Source organism: Streptomyces yerevanensis (assembly GCF_000716805.1).
GTDB lineage: Bacteria > Actinomycetota > Actinomycetes > Streptomycetales > Streptomycetaceae > Streptomyces > Streptomyces flaveus.
On record NZ_JNWJ01000046.1, the window covers coordinates 52,697 to 69,148 of the forward strand.

A 16,452-nucleotide genomic window follows, 5' to 3' on the forward strand; every position below is an offset into this window, starting at 1 on the left:
TCCCAATGCTGCTCGGTGGCTCGCCGATGCCCGGGTTCTTACCGTAGAGATGATCTCACGGTCCCTTGGGTTGGGTCAGCCGTCGCACCAGGTCTACCCAGGTGGCCTGCAGGCGTGCGGTGGCCACACCGCGTTCCTTGCGCAGGTAGTCCGCCGCTTCGAAGCTCGTGAAGGCGAGCAGGGCGTGGGCGAGCATGTCATGGTCTGCGTCAACCCCTGTCTCGCGCAGGAGAGTTGAGACATGACCGTGGAAGGCCTGGCCGGTGTTCGAGGCGTTGCGGCGTGTGTAGGGCACCTGGCGTCCCAGCGCGGCGCCCAGGTCCGCGTCGGCGGCGATGCGCTCGAGCAGGGCGCAGCCGAACGCTGCCAGACGATCTCCCGCGGAAGCTCCTGGCCCCAGGGGAGGAGGACCTGAGGTGTACAACTTCTGAAACTCCGTCTCGGCTTCGTTGAGGAGAGCGAGCAGGAGGCCGTCGCGGTCGCCGAACCGGCGAAAGAGCGTGCCCTTCCCTACACCGGCCGCTTCGGCGACCTCCCGCATCGTCACATTCTCGGCTCCTTGTTCGGCGATCAGTTGTGCGGCCGCTTCCAGTAGCCGGGAGCGATTACGCGCCGCATCGGACCGCTCGGCGGTGACGCCGACCGATGTGTTGTTCGGTGTCTGTGTCACCGTTCACTCCGTGATGTTGCGTGCGCGGACATACACGCTTCCGTCCTGGATTTGCACCGGGCGGGCTTGGACTGGATGGTCGGCTGAGGGCCGAGGGGGGCGGTCGGCGCGCGGGTCGTGCCAGGAGCCACGTAGTGGGCCGGCGGCCACTGAGATTCACGCCGCCTGCACTGGCCATGAGGCGCCCCGGGGTCAGCATCGGCTCCCCGCCCCGGGACGCCAGGTGGTGACGATCGCCACTCGGATCAGGCGTCACCTCGCACGGTCATGAGGCGCCGCCTGATCCGGTGTGAGGGTTTGCCGCTCGACTCAGGTAGGTGTCCCGGAGGCCATGAATCAATATGGCAGGCACGAGGTTTCTCCGATCGGTGATTTGTTTGGGGTTGTGGACATCACAAGCGCGGTTGGGTGCGACGCCCGGCGGGAATGGCGCCAGCTCAAGCATCGCCAACCGCCCAGAGCATCGGGGGGACCAGTCGTCTGCGAACGGTGAGCGGACCTCGAAGTCGACCTGGGCGGAGCAGACGGCCTGGTGGGGTGCGCGTGCACTGAGCACGCCCGACGCTACGGACGTAGGGCTGGGAGTGGATCCGTCACTCTACGGTCAACGTATCGGTCATCGAATTACCAACTGCCAGAGCCAGGAACCACACCCAACTGCAATCCCTGCTGAGGGAAAGGTTTCGCGACGTCACCGAGGCCTACGCACCCGATCCCAAAGCCTCCTGACCGACCGACGGGGTGCCGCCGCCGGGCGCGTCGGCCTGCCCTCCGAGAAGCCGGGTGTTCTCCGCCATAAGTCGCTGAACGACACGGCGTAAGGCCACCAGGTCTGCCTCCGCGCACCGCCCGACGGCCGGCCGAATACGACTTGCTTGCCTCGCTGCCGGCCGCGGTGTTGACCAAGACGCGGTTCAGTGTGCCTCCCTTGGGCGTTGACGTCTTCGACGGTCCTCTGCAGGGCTTGGTCCTGGCGGAGGCCGAGTTCACCTGCGATGAAGAGGCCCTGGCTTTCGTGCCTCCTGCGGAGTGCGTGGCCGAGGTCACGGACAACGCTCGCTTCACCGGCGGGAGACTGGTCGGGACTTCTCGGCAGGAGTTGCTGACGTGGCTGGCCGAATACGGAATCCGTCCAGAGGCCCCTCAGTAGTAGGGAAGGGGCATGGGGCAGGTGCGGAGGTCGGTTGCGGGCCGTTTGGTGAGGCGGCGGGTGGTCTCCTCGCGGAAGAGGATGGTCAGGATCTCCCACCTGTTGAAGTGAAGAGCCATGTTGTAGTTGCCGGCGCGATCTCGGATCCACTGGAGGAGAGGGTCCGAGCGGTCTTCGAGTTCGTAACCACCCAGGATGTTCCGGTGGCTGACCTCGTCGAGGAATCGAGCGAGCCCACCCTTGCGCAGGGCGACGCGTTCCCAGTGATCAGAGGCGAGGAGCCCGGAAAGTCGCACGATCTCGCGGTGAAATCCGGCTGCCAGGGCGAGGTCGTCGGCGACCGGTTTTCCTGCGGGGTAGGAAAGTGCGGTGAGGCGTCGCGTGATGGCTTCCTCCGGATGGAATCCGTAGCGTTCCTTCCAGTCGAGGAAGATCTCTTTGGCGCTGTGGAACGCGAGGCCGACCCAGCGGCGTCCGTGGCGGGTGATGAGGTTGCGGTGGTGGCGCTGGGCGAGCACCGTGCCCGGAAGCGAGGTGACGTTGACCTGGTCCTCCGGCTGTTGGCAGCCGTCGCCGATCCAGAGCAGATGACGCAGGCAGACATTGCGGTCGTGGGTCATCCAGCAGATCACCGGGCTGGTGATGCCCGCCCGGTGGGCGCAGAGTCGGCAGGCCGGCCGCTGTGCATTGTGGCTGTCGGGCAGGGGACGGTCGATGAGGCCAGGGGTGTCGGTCTTTCGGGTTGCGATGAACTCGGGCAGGGCCAGGGTCAGTTGATGCTCGGTGTAGCCGGAGATGGTGGCCAGTGGCGGTCGCAGCTCTGTGATCGGGGTCTTCTTCAGCATGCGGACGTCGAGCAGCGCGCGGAGTTCCTCGACGTCCAGATGGTTGGCCGTGGCGAGCCGGGCCAGGAACGAGTCGACCGTCTCGTCCCGGAAGAGCGGGACGGTTCTGGGCAGTTGGCGGCTGGGAGCCATCAGAGGTTCCGTGTCCGGAGGTAGAGGATGATCGTGGACAGGCTGACGGAGGTGTCGTAGTCGTTCATCAGCCGGGCCCAGATCTCGCGAGGTCGGCAGCCACGGTCCGCCATCGGATCGATCACCGGCTGGAGCGGGGTCAGGACGGTGCAGGGCGGGCGTGCCCTGGAACGGGTTCGTGGAAGATCCCGAGTGAGGGCGAGTCGCACCATGCGCTGGTCCAGGCCGTGCCGCGCCGCCAGCACGGGCAGCGGCAGGCCATGCATGCTGGCATCGTCGCGGACGGTCCGGAGTCGGTCGATGACTTCGTCAGGCCAGTCGGCATGGACGGGGGCGGGCTTGCGGCGCCGTCGCGGAGAGCTGGCGTCCGCGAGCGAGTGCTGCAGGGCAGCCGCCGGGCGACCGGTCACGGCGGCGAGCCGGGTAAGGAGGGGCTTGCCGAACCAGGTCGGCGGCCCGCAGAGGAAGCCGTGGAGGTAGCTGGGGGTGAGGTGGTTGGCGCGGGCCAGACGCCGGATGTACGAATCCGTGCTCTCCCCCAGCCGCGGCCGGAGCGTCATCGGCAGCCGGGAGGGTGCCGCCGTCATGGCTGCTTCGCCTTCGCCCGCTTCAGGCGGCGGTCGGACTCGGCCGCGAAGTCCAGTGGGATGGCTTCGATCCCGGCTTTGTTGATCTTCTCGGTGCCGGTCAGGACCGCGTCGATGGCCGCGCCGCGGATGGCATGGGACAGGGCGCCGATCATTCCGCCGGTGTGGGCGTGCAGCCAGCCGTCGAGTCGGCGCAGACTGCCCGGCTGGTGGCGGCGCAGCAGCAGGGTGTCCTCCAAGGTGGCGACCAGGCTGCTCCAGTCGTCTCCGAGGGGGAAGGGTGCCGTGCGGATCAGCGTGAAGCGTCCCGCGATCTGCGCGCCGCGCGTGCCCTCCAGTAAGTCCTTCTGATCCAGATCGAGCCCTGCGTAGACGAACGTGGCGGGGATCCGTTCGGCGAAGTACTTGAGGGTGTCGGACACCTCGGCGCCGTTGCGTGTGGCCAGCGAGATGTTGTGGACCTCGTCGACCAGCACCAGGCTGCAGCGCGCATCGATGAGAACGCCGACCACGGCTTCGATGATGTCCGTCATGTTCAGCCGGGCACGGACCGGCAGGCCGAGGAACCGGGCGAACTCGGCCGCGATCATCCGGGCGGTCGCCGCGGGCGGGACGGTCACGTAGAGGGTGGGGATGCGGTCCGTGACGCCCGGGTGTCGGGCCCGGTCGACCAGTTCGTGGGAGAGCCCGAGTTGAGTAATGGCGATGGATTTGCCGGTGCCCGCCGGTCCGGACACGAGCAGGCCGCGGCGGGCGCCGCGTTCGTTCCGGTTCATCAGCACCTGGCGGCGTCCGCAGGTCACGATGTGCCGGATCGTCGGAGTGGCCACCACCTGCGTGCGGGCGTGGTGGTCGATGCGGTCCTCGTCGTCCAGGGCCCGTTCCGTCTCGGTGAGCGCCCGGTATTCATGCTCGGTCAACAACGTCGGCGGTGAGGGGGCGTCGGTGACGAAGTCCCGCCATCCCCCCAGGGTCGTCAACTGCAACTGGGCCTTGGCATCCCGATCCGCCAGAGATGGCGAGGCCTGTGACTGCGCAGTGCTCATGAACGCCTCCAGGGATCCTCAAGCGGATCGAACAGGCCGAGGGGGATCACGTCGGCCACTTTCTCCGGTGCCTCGGGCTCCTGCGCCTGTTCGTCTTCCTCGGCGGGGGCAATGGCCGGTGGCCTGGGATAGGCCGGATCGGTCGTGGCGCGCGTGCGGGCTGCGACCCGTCGGCTGCGTTGCCGTGACGCCGCCCGCTTCGGATGGTCCTGCAGCGGCGTGTCTGGCCCTGCGGCCATCCGCTCCAGCAACTCGGCGGCAGCGCGGGCGATCTCCTCCTCGCCCGCGCCGGACGCGCCGCGCTCGGCGAGCACCTTGCGGGCGTGACCCCAGGCCAGCTCACCCATCGGGACCGGAGCCGTGCGCAGGTGCCGCCAGAACACCGTGACCCAGTCCTGGGTGCGCGGATGCCGTACCCAGATGCGGGAGATGTCGTAGGGGTCGTAGTGCACTTGCCATCGGCGCCCGTCTGGACCGGAACCGGAGTACTCACGGCGCAGGTCACCCAGGTCCGGGCCGTCGTAGATCCGATGGCTGATCTTGAAGCCGTAGGCGTTCAGCGTCCGGCGCGTGCTCGGCAACAGCTCGATGTACTCCGTCGGCGACAGCGTGACCGGGACGTGGCCGGCCGCCGCGACCAGCGCCGCATACTTCTCGTTCGGGCTCAGTGGTCGCCCCGGCATCAACGGATCCCGCAGTCCGTCGTGTGGCCGGGTCTGCCATCGGGCCACGATCCACTCCTCCAACAGGGCCTGGATTTGGTGGATGGACCACACCGCTTGCTGCTCCGGCTCCTTGCCGCGGTGCTCGGTGCTGCGGCCTTTGTGGCCGGGGAGGAACTGCGCGAACATCGACGCCACCGACCCCAGCGTCCGCTCGATGTGCGGTTTGTCGGTCGGGGTGTCCGGATGCGCCGGCTGCAGAGAGATCTCCAACGTGTGGCAGGCCCGGCGGAACGTGTCGGAGAGGAACGCCCTGCCGCGGTCGCAGACGATCGTCTCCGGCGTGATCACCGGAACCGCGGCGGCCTGGGCCAGCCGAGCATCCACGTCCAGCAGCGAGGCATGCGGCAGCACCGAACGCGTCATCCGAAGTGCCTCCGGCCAGCCCGGCCGCATCGGCTCAGGCGTCATCGCCCGCGCCAGCAGCAGCGCGGCATCCACCGCCTTCGTCGACGGCCGCAGCACCGCCGACGCCAGTGTCCGGGTCGCCAGATCGACCAGCCCGGTCAGCTCGCAGGAGTCCACCGTGCCGTCGTCGTGCACCACCAGCACATCCAGCGGCGTCGAGTCGATCTCCATTACCTCGCCCGGCCTCGCAGCGATCAGCTGGCCGAACGTCCGATCCGGCCGCTTGGCCAGTGACCGGCGCGTGCGGGCCGACCCGAGCGTGTGACGACCCGAACCGATCGCTGACAACAGCCGGTAGAACGTCGCCCGCGACGGCAGCGGCACCACACCGCGACCGTGCTCCTTCTCCAACACCCGCTCCATCCGGTGCCGCAGCACCGCTCCGGACACTGTGGACCGTTCGGCCTGGTCCGCCACCACCTGCTCCAGCGCGGTCACCACGCGGGGATCGACCCGGCCCGTCACCTGCGGACGCAGTTGCCAGCGCCCGTCAACCAGCCCTGCGAGCCCCTTGGCCTCGAACCGGGTCCGTAGCTGCTGGACCCAGCTCAATGACACCGTCAGGCCGCCGTCCCGCAGCTCGGCGACCTTCGCGAGCTCCCGCTGCCGCAGTGACCGAACCGCCGGGTCGTACTCTTCGCGCATCGGCATGTCGGGATCAGCCAGCGAGCGGCCGGTTAGCATCTCCACAAGGTGCTCCTGCCACCACTCCGCCCGCTCCACCACCGCCTCGGGCAGTCCGTCCAGCAGGTCGGAAGCCGACACCATCGGGCGACCCGGGACGGCACTGAGGATCTCGAAGTCCTCTGCCGTCAGCAGTCGCGGTAGCAACACCACCGCGACGTCCTGAGCGTCGTCGACCAGCTGCACCAGCGATCCGGACAGAGCCGCAACCGTGCGTTCGCGGCCCGAGAACCGGACTCGGTCACCCACCGACAGCAGCCGTGGACGCGTCACCATCCCCGTCCCCTTCCCACCCGATCCGCCCCGGTGTCACCCAGGCCGACGGCGACAGCAGCGCCGCCTGCAGATCCACCGCGAGCTGCTGACACCACAGCAGGTGATAGAGGACTGGAAGTACCAGGACCGGATCTCCCACGGCCCGAGCACCCTCCAGCAGACCTGCTCCACCCGCGAACACCTCGCCCAGAGCCGCAGCCGTGTCCTCACGCATCACCCGCGCATGCCGGAACCCCGCCAGCCAGCGCAGATTCGCCGTGAAGACCGTCTCCATGGCACCCACGCGTTCGTAGTCCCAGCCGACCAGCGCGCACGCAGCCCGCGTGCCAACGAACTTCACGGCATCGCGCTCCCCGATCCGCTCGTCCGGCCGGACATCCACCACCAAGCCCGTCCCATCGCCCCGCCGCACGAAGAAGTCGGGCGTGTGCTCCAGATGCCCAACCACGCCGTCATCCCAGGCCAGAGTGAACGGCTGGGCCGCCATGGCGACTGTCGCGCAGTCGAAGTCGAGCCGGATGAGGTGATCGCGCTCCAACCACGACTCGTAGGGGACATGCCCCCGGCAGGTGGCCGACCAGTACCAACCCGTGAAGTTGCGCTGCCCGCGATAGGCGGGAAAGGACCGTGACGGGCACCCCGCCTCGAACCGCTGTGGCCACATGACGCTCAGCGGACCTTGCCGACGGGCACCATCCGGCCCAGTCACCGTCAACCAGAAGCCCGCTGCGTCCATCTCGGCCTCCGACACCCAGCGCTGACGCGGTACAGCGAAGGTACGAAGGCCCAGACAGCCGTGCCCAGGGAAGACTGAGACACGGCACCGTTTGCCCACAGACGACTGAGACGCTGGCCCATTTGCCCAGGGAAGACTGAGACTGCCCAGGGTTCACTGAGACAGGACACGACCTCCGGGCATGACCGAGCGACGGTCATGTACTAGAGTTATCTCGACATCGAGATATCTGCCGAGGCGTACCTCAGTCGCCAGACCGGTAAGGGTTGCCTAACTTAGCCTTACCTTAGCTGATCGGCCAACCGACGTGGCGGCAGGATGCGGTGGTACGCGCACATGAATGAAGGAGACTGTCGTGTCGGCGAACAGCTTCGACGCCCGCGCCACACTGAACGTGGGCGACGAGTCGTACGAGATCTTCCGGCTGGACAAGGTGGAAGGCTCGGCTCGCCTTCCGTACAGCCTGAAGGTGCTGCTGGAGAACCTCCTCCGGACCGAGGACGGCGCGAACATCACCGCCGACCACATCCGGGCTCTCGGCAACTGGGACTCACAGGCCCAGCCCAGCCAGGAGATCCAGTTCACCCCCGCCCGTGTGATCATGCAGGACTTCACCGGCGTGCCCTGTGTCGTGGACCTCGCCACCATGCGTGAGGCCGTCAAGGAGCTCGGCGGCGACCCGGCGAAGGTCAACCCGCTCTCCCCGGCCGAGCTGGTCATCGACCACTCCGTCATCGCCGACAAGTTCGGCACCAACGAGGCCTTCGCGCAGAACGTCGAGCTGGAGTACGGCCGCAACCGCGAGCGTTACCAGTTCCTGCGCTGGGGCCAGACCGCCTTCGACGACTTCAAGGTCGTCCCGCCGGGCACCGGCATCGTCCACCAGGTCAACATCGAGCACCTGGCCCGTACCGTCATGGTCCGGAACGGCCAGGCGTACCCCGACACCCTCGTCGGCACCGACTCGCACACCACCATGGTCAACGGCCTCGGTGTCCTCGGCTGGGGCGTCGGCGGTATCGAGGCCGAGGCCGCGATGCTCGGCCAGCCCGTCTCGATGCTCATCCCGCGCGTCGTCGGCTTCAAGCTGACCGGTGAGCTCAAGCCCGGCACCACCGCCACCGACCTCGTGCTGACCATCACCGAGATGCTCCGTAAGCACGGCGTCGTCGGCAAGTTCGTCGAGTTCTACGGAGAGGGCGTCGCCGCCACCTCCCTCGCGAACCGCGCCACCATCGGCAACATGTCGCCGGAGTTCGGCTCGACCGCCGCGATCTTCCCGATCGACGCCGAGACCATCAAGTACCTGAAGCTGACCGGCCGTTCGCAGCAGCAGCTCGCGCTCGTCGAGGCGTACGCCAAGGAGCAGGGCCTCTGGCTCGACCCGGCCGCCGAGCCCGACTTCTCCGAGAAGCTGGAGCTCGACCTGTCGACGGTCGTCCCGTCGATCGCCGGCCCGAAGCGCCCGCAGGACCGTATCGTCCTCGCGAACGCGGCCGAGCAGTTCAAGACCGACGTACGCAACTACGTGGACACCGTGGACGAGGCGGGCCAGGAGTCCTTCCCGGCCTCCGACGCCCCAGCCGTCGCCCCCAACGGCGCCCCGAGCCGCCCGACCACGGTCACCGCCCCCGACGGCTCGACGTACGAGATCGACCACGGCGCCGTGACGGTCGCGGCCATCACCTCCTGCACCAACACCTCGAACCCCTACGTCATGGTCGCCGCCGCCCTTGTGGCCAAGAAGGCGGTCGAGAAGGGCCTGACGCGCAAGCCCTGGGTCAAGACCACCCTCGCCCCCGGCTCCAAGGTCGTCACCGACTACTTCGACAAGGCGGGCCTGACCCCGTACCTCGACAAGGTCGGCTTCAACCTCGTCGGCTACGGCTGCACCACCTGCATCGGCAACTCCGGCCCGCTGCCGGAGGAGGTCTCCAAGGCGGTCAACGAGCACGACCTGGCGGTCACTTCGGTCCTCTCCGGCAACCGCAACTTCGAGGGCCGGATCAACCCCGACGTCAAGATGAACTACCTGGCGTCCCCGCCGCTGGTCGTCGCGTACGCCCTCGCCGGCTCCATGAAGGTGAACATCACCAAGGACGCGCTGGGTACCGACCAGGACGGCAAGCCCGTATACCTGGAAGACATCTGGCCCACCGAGGCCGAGGTCAACGACGTCGTGGCGAACGCCATCGGCGAGGACATGTTCAACAAGTCCTACGCCGACGTCTTCGCGGGCGACGCCCAGTGGCAGGCGCTGCCGATCCCCACCGGCAACACCTTCGAGTGGGACCCGCAGTCCACGTACGTCCGCAAGCCCCCGTACTTCGAGGGCATGACGATGGAGACCACGCCGGTCACCGACTTCACCGGCGCCCGCGTCCTGGCCAAGCTGGGCGACTCGGTCACCACCGACCACATCTCCCCGGCCGGCGCGATCAAGGCCGACACCCCGGCGGGCAAGTACCTCACGGAGCACGGTGTCGAGCGCCGCGACTTCAACTCCTACGGTTCCCGCCGCGGCAACCACGAGGTCATGATCCGCGGCACGTTCGCCAACATCCGCCTGCGCAACCAGATCGCGCCGGGCACCGAGGGCGGCTACACCCGCGACTTCACCCAGCCGGACGCGCCCGTCTCCTTCATCTACGACGCCTCCCGCAACTACATCGAGCAGGACATCCCGCTCGTCGTTCTCGCGGGCAAGGAGTACGGCTCCGGCTCGTCCCGCGACTGGGCCGCCAAGGGCACCGCGCTCCTCGGCGTCAAGGCCGTCATCGCCGAGTCGTACGAGCGCATCCACCGCTCGAACCTCATCGGCATGGGTGTACTCCCGCTCCAGTTCCCGGAGGGGGCCACGGCCGAGTCCCTGGGCCTGACCGGCGAGGAGACCTTCTCCTTCACCGGCGTGACCGAACTGAACGAGGGCCGCACGCCCCGCACGGTCAAGGTCACCACGGACACCGGCGTCGAGTTCGACGCGGTCGTCCGCATCGACACCCCCGGTGAGGCGGACTACTACCGCAACGGCGGGATCATGCAGTACGTGCTGCGCTCGCTGATCCGCAAGTAGGCGGTTCGGTACGGCAGTTGAGGGCCGCACCCCGGCGCGGGGTGCGGCCCTTCGCGATCAGAGCCAGCCGCGTTGCGAGGCCCGCACCCCCAGCTGGAACCGGCTCGTCGCCCCCAGCCGCTCCTGCAGCTCACTCACCCGCCGTCGCAGGGTCCGCAGGCTCACCCCCAGATGGCGGGCCACCGCCTCGTCCTTCAACCCGGCCGCCAGCAACCTGATCAACGTCCGTTCACCCTCGGGGAGTTCACCGTCCCCGACCGGCCGGCCGAGCGGTGTCGCCTGCTGCCAGGCCATCTCGAAAAGCTTCTGCAGGGCTTCGGTCACCGCCGAGTGCCACACCACGACGGCGCAGTAGCCGCCCGCCACGGAGGAGGTCAGCGGGAGCATCGCCCTGCGGCCGTCGACCACCAGCAGTTTGACCGGCACGGTGGGCAACACCCTGGCCTGCTCACCGAGTTCGACCATCCTCCAGGTGCGGGAGAGGACGTTCGGATCTTCCAGGGCGGGCGCCGCGTAGATCCCGCGAGAGGCGATCCCGCGGCTGAGTAGATCGGCCTGGAGATCCAACTGCCGTGTGGGCGGTGCGAGATACGGAGGCGTGTCGAAGAGGCACACCTCGTGCTCGGCGCGCGCGTACATCTCCTCCAGGCGAGCGGCGATGGCACCCTCGCCGGAAGCGACCTCGATCAGCCGGGACGGCTCCTCACGCAGCAGCCCGGCCTCGTACGCGGTAGCCATCTCCTCGGCGGTGGCGGCGAGCAGTTCGGACACCGTCTCGCGCCGTCTGATCAGCCCGCGGACCGCCACTCTCGGGTCGATCGCGCGTAATCCCCCCATGGAATCCGGCGGCTGGAGCAGCCCGACCGCGAGCAGTTGGTTGCAGGATTCGCGCACCCGGGCCGGGGAGGCGCCGGTCAGGAGCGCCCAGCCGGCCGCGCCGGCATCGGGCTGGTGGAGGATCGCCCGGTATACCAGCTCGTCGAAGGCGGAGACCCCCACCGCGGCCCAGGGGCTCGCGGCAGGGGTCTGGTCTGCCGTGTCATATGCCGTGTTCGCCATGGCTCGGCACGGTAGGCAATGTTTGTTAAGGCTGTTAGTACCGGCCTGGGATGCCGTCTGCTTCAGGCCGTCTACTTCAAGCCGAACGCCCGCACCACGGTCTGGTCGACCGCGTTGCCGTTCCGGTCGGCGGCCCGCACGCGCAGCGACACGAACTCGGCGCCCTTCTTCGGGTGCTTGAGCTCCGCCTTGCCGTGCCGGACCTTCACCTCCTTCCAGGTGGTGCCGTCGTCGTAGGAGACCCAGGCCTTCAACTGACCGGTCGTGATGCTCTTGTGCTGGTCCCGGACGGAGAGTCCGAGCTCCGACCTCCCCTTGGACTCGACCCGGTTCAGCAGGTCCAGCCCGTCCACGTCGTAATCGACGGAGAGCAGCGGCAGCGCAGTCTGCTGTTCCGTGCGCGCCGAAGCGAAGGACCATTCGGTGTGGGTGCTCGTGGAGTACGTCGCCCAGTCGGCCGTGCGCCGGGCGTCGAGAACGAAGCGGTACGCGGTCTTCGCCGCCGGGACGTCGAAGGTTCCTGAGCCGCGCACGGAGTCGCCGATCAGCTTCCCGTCCGCGTACAGCGCGCCCTTCGCGGTGTCCTGGGCATTGTCCACGTACCCGTAGTGACCGGGTGCGGCATCGCTCAACTCCGGGATCTTGAGGGTGAGTTTGTCGCCGGTGCGCTGGGAGACGCCGTACTGCTCACTGGACGCCGGGCGCACGACCTGGCGCAGCCAGTCCTCGTCGGGCACCCGGCCCGCCTTGTCGAAGGTCCGCAGGGTGTTCCACTGGGGCAGGGGCGCATTCACGTCGGGGTAGACGGCGTGCCAGACACGGGTGTCGGGGGAGACGTTGTAGTACTCGGTGCGCTCCGTGCCGAGTGGCGTCTTGTAGCTGGCCTCGATGGCCGCGGACTGCGAGGGGCGGTACCGGTAGACGGCGTCCTTGCCGACCTGGCCGGCCTTGCCCCCGTGGTAACGGACCTTGTGCCGAACGGTGTTGGAACTGTTCAGGGAGTACGTCTGGTTCTCCGCGATGGCGCCGGTCTGCGGGAACATCACGTTGTAGACGTACGGGCTGACCGCCGTGCCGTCCAGCTTCAGCGTGACCTTCTTCCCGCTCTCGAGCAGCGCCCCGAGTTTCGCGCCGTCCTCGCCGGTGGCGACCATCAGCGGGATCGTCGCGCTGTCCACCCAGGAGATCCAGTACCCGGGCGTCTCGCGGTACGCGATCACGTAACCGGCCCCGGCCTTGGTCGCGTTGGCCAGCGCCTCGTCCGCCGTCTTCCCGGCCGGCAGCCGGACGACCGCCACCTTGCCCTTGACGTCGAGCCCTTCGAAGTCGGCCGCGCTGCCGCTGCCGGCGGCCACCGCCCGCACCTTCCGCTCGCTGCTGAATCCCGCCGGGAGGCCGTTCCGCGTCTGTGCGTAGTCGAGGGGAAGTGCGTACTTCTCGGGACTGGTGACGCTCGCCGTCAACTCCTTGGCGGCCAGCCGGAACTTGGAGACGAACTCGAACATGCCCTCCGTGACCTTCTTGGTGGGAGCGACGTAGACGCGGTCGGTCCACCAGTTCTGAAGGTACGTCACCCTTTGGGCGGAACCCGGACCTTCCCGGTGCCAGCTGGTGATGAACCCCTGGAACTCGGAGTCCTCCTTGGTCTTCGGCTTGATCTCGACGGCCTTGCGGGCGTCGAGGACGACCTCGGTGTCCTTGTCGACCTTGATCTCGGGATCACCGACGACCGAGGTGGCGACCTCCAGTCCGCCCGCGTCCCGCTCCGGGATCCAGGCCGCCGTGGAGTACGTGCCGGCCGGTACATTGAGGGTGTAGCCGCTGCCGATGTACCCGCTCGTTGCCGGGTACGCGCCGTTCAGCTCCTGCAACACGAAGATCGATGACGTGGTGGACGGCTTGCCGCCGCGGTTCACCAGCGACACCTTCAGGCGGTAGGTCTTCGGCTGCTTCTCGAAGCCGACGGCCGTGGTGACCCGGACGCCGTCGGCGCTCGCGGTGATGTGGCCCGTGTACCGGCCCTCGGCCTGGTCGGCGGGGGCGACCGTGACCGCGACGGTGGTGGTGCCGTTCGCCGGGACGGTCACGAGGCCCGTGGCCGGGGTGGCCGCGGTGAGGGAAGAGGAGAGCTTCAACTCCACTGCTTTGTCAGTGGTGTTGGTGTAGGTGATGTCCTTGCTGTCGGTCTCGGTGTCGCTGTCCTTGTACGTGCCGAAGCTGAGCGCCGAGGTCGCGAAGACGCCCTGCTCGACGGCCTGCACGGCGTTCACCCGGCCGTCGCCCTGCTCGAACACGGTGGTGTCCGGGCTGGTCTTCGCGGTGCTGGCGAGGGCCTGTTTGATCTGCTGGCCCGTCCAGTCCGGATGCGCCTGGGCGACCAGCGCGGCGACGCCCGAGACATGCGGGGTCGCCATCGAAGTGCCGTTCGCCGACGTGTAGGTGTCGTCGACGGGTGTGCCCATGCTGGTACCTGCGGCACGGGCCGCGACGATGCCCACGCCCGGCGCGGTGATCTCCGGCTTGATCGCGGAGTCACCGAGGCGCGGGCCCCGGCTGGAGAAGGAGGCCAGCTTGTCGGACTTGTCGACCGCGCCCACCGTCAGCGCGGAGTCGGCGATGCCGGGCGTGCCGATGGTCCCCTCCGCCGGGCCGGTGTTGCCGGCGGCGACCACGAAGAGGGTGCCTGTCGACGCGGACAACTCGTCCACGGTCTCGCTCAGCACGTCGGAGGGGCCCGACGCGGTACCGCCCAGCGACATCGAGACGATCTTCGCTCCCGAGTTCGCCGCCCACTGCATGCCCTCGAGGATCCAGGAGGTCTGGCCGCGGCCGTCGTTGCCCAGCACCTTGCCGACCAGCAGCTCCGCACCGGGGGCCGCGCCCTTGAGCTTGCCGTCCGAAGCCGCGCCCGAGCCGACGATCGTGGACGCCACGTGGGTGCCGTGGCCGTGACCGTCCTGCACGGCCTGGTCGGGCACGAAGGTACGCGACTCGGCGATCCTGCCCGCGAGGTCCGGGTGCCCGGTGTCCACGCCGGTGTCCAGGACCGCGACCTTGACGCCCTTGCCGTCGTAGCCGGACTGCCACACCTCGGGCGCGCCGATCTGCGGAACGCTCACATCGAGGGACGTCTCCACCTTGGCGTCCAACCAGATCTTCTCGATGCCCTCACCGAGCAGGCGTGCGGCCTTCGAGGTCGGTTCGGTGCCGAGCGCGGGGGCGATGTCCGCCCAGAACGCGGTGGACTTCTCGGCGCTCAGTGCGGCGCCGTCGATCCCGGGGAGCGCGAGGGTGCGACGCGCGCCGTCGGGGGTCGCACTGCCCTTGGTGTAGGTCGCGATGACCGGGGTGGCCCCGGCTTGGGCGTCGGTGTAGCCCTGCTTCACCAGCTGGGTGATGTTGAACAGGGCGGGGTCGAGGCGGCCCGCCTGGATCAGCGGGAGCGCGTCGGAGGGCAAGACGCTGATATCGCCGTCGCGTTCGCTGGACAGGAAGGTGGCGGACTCACGGCCCTTGCCGCGCTGGACGTCGACGGCGTACTTGCCGTCGGGGCCGGCGCTGAGCGACACGGTGTCGCCGGTGATGAGAGTGACGGTCTGCGTGTTCGTGGCACCGGTCTTGGCGCCGCTCTGCACGGGCGTGGCGTCCGGTGCGGTGACCGGTAATCCGGAACCGGCCGCCGCGGGCGTGATCGCGCCCGTGAGTAGTCCTGCCGCTCCTGCCACAGCCCAGAGGGCGTGGAGTCTTCGCATGGGTGGCGTCCTCCCCTGAACGCTGACGACGCTTCCGGCCTGGTGAGCGGAAGCCAGTGATCAGAGTGAGCGCTGCACGCAAAGCGACTCAAGGGAATCCTGTGGCCGAGGAGTGCCAATGCCCCCTTCGGCCAGGGGAATTGGCGCCTTCGTAGGTCTTCGTCAGGCCTTGTCGTCGAACTCCCGTCGTGCGCCGGGAGGATGGGCCCAACTCATCGGGGTGTGGCCCTTGTGTGCCAGGCGTTTACAAGTCGGCCGCTCGGCGCTATCTTCACCCCGAGTGAGGTGGGAGCGCTCCCATGGAGGGGTGGACCGGAACCTGCCCGAACCACCGGGGCCCTCCCACCTCACCCGCACGTCCTCACAGAACCGCAGCGCCCCCACATCCGCAGCGCGAAGGGACGTACGTCATGAGTCCTCGATTACTTCCATCACCGGCATCAACTCGCCTCAGAGCATGGCTCCTTGTACTGCTCGCCCTCGTCGTCACCGTCCCGGCCCTCGGCCTCGTGGTCGCGTCCGGCGGCGAGGCGGAGGCCCACGGCACCCCCATGAAGCCCGGCAGCCGCACCTTCCTGTGCTGGCAGGACGGCCTGACCGACACCGGCGAGATCAAGCCCGTCAACCCGGCCTGCAAGGCGGCGCAACAGGTCAGCGGCACGACGCCGTTCTACAACTGGTTCTCGGTACTGCGCTCGGACGGCGCGGGCCGCACCCGCGGCTTCGTGCCCGACGGCGAACTGTGCAGCGGCGGCAACACCAACTTCACCGGCTTCAACACCCCGAGCAACGACTGGCCGTTGACACATCTGACCTCCGGCGCGACCGTCGACTTCTCGTACAACGCCTGGGCCGCGCACCCGGGTTGGTTCTACGTCTACATCACCAAGGACGGCTTCGACCCGACCAAGCCGCTCACGTGGAACGACATGGAGGAGCAGCCGTTCCTGAGTGTCGACCACCCGCCGCTCAACGGCTCCCCTGGCACGGTCGAGGCCAACTACTCCTGGTCCGGCCAGCTTCCGGAGGGCAAGGACGGACGCCACATCATCTACATGGTCTGGCAGCGCTCCGACAGCCAGGAGACCTTCTACTCCTGTTCCGACGTCGTTTTCGACGGCGGAAACGGCGAGGTGACCGGCATCAAGCAGCCGGGCAACCCCACCGAGCCGGTGCCGGGCACCTGCACGGCCACCCGCAAGACGACGGGCAGCTGGAACGGCGGTTACCAGTCCGAGGTGACCGTCGCCAACACCGGCGACGTCCCGATGCTGGGCTGGATGGTCGACTGGACGCTGCCCGGAGGTCAGAG

The 16,452-nt window shown here is 68.4% G+C and carries 10 protein-coding genes; 2 read left to right on the forward strand and 8 right to left on the reverse strand.

All coding sequences use genetic code 11. The features are described from left to right. Positions 1-55 precede the first annotated feature (55 nt). The 6 genes from OP79_RS35905 to OP79_RS35940 all read right to left on the reverse strand — a co-directional run bounded on the left by OP79_RS35905 (position 56) and on the right by OP79_RS35940 (position 7,184). Positions 56-670 carry a TetR/AcrR family transcriptional regulator gene (locus OP79_RS35905; RefSeq protein ID WP_033326261.1) on the reverse strand — a complete coding sequence of 205 codons (615 nt, stop codon included), beginning with the start codon at positions 668-670 and terminating at the stop codon, positions 56-58. Positions 671-1,813: 1,143 nt separating this feature from the next. Beyond that, entirely contained in the window at positions 1,814-2,797 is a 984-nt protein-coding gene (locus tag OP79_RS50685) for a TniQ family protein (protein ID WP_051745170.1), read from the reverse strand. Next, positions 2,797-3,384 (reverse strand): TniQ family protein, encoded by a 588-nt coding sequence (locus tag OP79_RS35925; RefSeq protein WP_033326263.1) that lies wholly within the window; start codon positions 3,382-3,384, stop codon positions 2,797-2,799. The genes OP79_RS50685 and OP79_RS35925 overlap by 1 nt, the downstream gene beginning before the upstream one ends. After that, a complete protein-coding gene (locus OP79_RS35930; protein ID WP_078492210.1) occupies positions 3,381-4,430 on the reverse strand; it encodes a TniB family NTP-binding protein in 1,050 nt (349 codons plus the stop codon). Before OP79_RS35930 ends, OP79_RS35925 begins: the two co-directional genes overlap by 4 nt. Beyond that, complete coding sequence (locus OP79_RS35935) at positions 4,427-6,520, reverse strand: Mu transposase C-terminal domain-containing protein (protein WP_033326265.1); 2,094 nt, start codon at positions 6,518-6,520, stop codon at positions 4,427-4,429. Before OP79_RS35935 ends, OP79_RS35930 begins: the two co-directional genes overlap by 4 nt. Then, positions 6,486-7,184 (reverse strand): TnsA-like heteromeric transposase endonuclease subunit, encoded by a 699-nt coding sequence (locus OP79_RS35940; RefSeq protein ID WP_245685564.1) that lies wholly within the window; start codon positions 7,182-7,184, stop codon positions 6,486-6,488. The genes OP79_RS35935 and OP79_RS35940 overlap by 35 nt, the downstream gene beginning before the upstream one ends. A gap of 427 nt (positions 7,185-7,611) precedes the next feature. Here OP79_RS35940 and acnA point away from each other — a divergent pair, with 427 nt between their 5' ends. Continuing rightward, entirely contained in the window at positions 7,612-10,329 is a 2,718-nt protein-coding gene (gene acnA / locus OP79_RS35945; protein WP_033326269.1) for an aconitate hydratase AcnA, read from the forward strand. Positions 10,330-10,386: 57 nt separating this feature from the next. Here acnA and OP79_RS35950 read toward each other — a convergent pair whose 3' ends face one another. After that, positions 10,387-11,388 carry a response regulator transcription factor gene (locus OP79_RS35950; RefSeq protein WP_033326271.1) on the reverse strand — a complete coding sequence of 334 codons (1,002 nt, stop codon included), beginning with the start codon at positions 11,386-11,388 and terminating at the stop codon, positions 10,387-10,389. Positions 11,389-11,459: 71 nt separating this feature from the next. After that, positions 11,460-15,140, reverse strand: coding sequence for a S8 family peptidase (locus OP79_RS35955; RefSeq protein ID WP_033326273.1), 3,681 nt, complete (start codon positions 15,138-15,140; stop codon positions 11,460-11,462). A 410-nt stretch (positions 15,141-15,550) separates the two neighbouring features. On the opposite strand from OP79_RS35955, the gene OP79_RS35960 reads away from it, so the two are divergent. Further along, on the forward strand, positions 15,551-16,452 hold a 902-nt coding region (locus OP79_RS35960), incomplete at its 3' end, for a lytic polysaccharide monooxygenase auxiliary activity family 9 protein (RefSeq protein WP_211270926.1).

Excerpts from the sequence above, each read along its gene's own strand:
- OP79_RS35950 (WP_033326271.1), bottom strand. The coding sequence starts at position 11,388 with ATGGCGAACACGGCATATGACACGGCAGACCAGACCCCTGCCGCGAGC.
- OP79_RS35925 (WP_033326263.1), bottom strand. The coding sequence starts at position 3,384 with ATGACGGCGGCACCCTCCCGGCTGCCGATGACGCTCCGGCCGCGGCTG.
- OP79_RS35930 (WP_078492210.1), bottom strand. The coding sequence starts at position 4,430 with ATGAGCACTGCGCAGTCACAGGCCTCGCCATCTCTGGCGGATCGGGAT.
- OP79_RS35935 (WP_033326265.1), bottom strand. The coding sequence starts at position 6,520 with ATGGTGACGCGTCCACGGCTGCTGTCGGTGGGTGACCGAGTCCGGTTC.
- OP79_RS50685 (WP_051745170.1), bottom strand. The coding sequence starts at position 2,797 with ATGGCTCCCAGCCGCCAACTGCCCAGAACCGTCCCGCTCTTCCGGGAC.
- OP79_RS35940 (WP_245685564.1), bottom strand. The coding sequence starts at position 7,184 with ATGTGGCCACAGCGGTTCGAGGCGGGGTGCCCGTCACGGTCCTTTCCC.
- OP79_RS35955 (WP_033326273.1), bottom strand. The coding sequence starts at position 15,140 with ATGCGAAGACTCCACGCCCTCTGGGCTGTGGCAGGAGCGGCAGGACTA.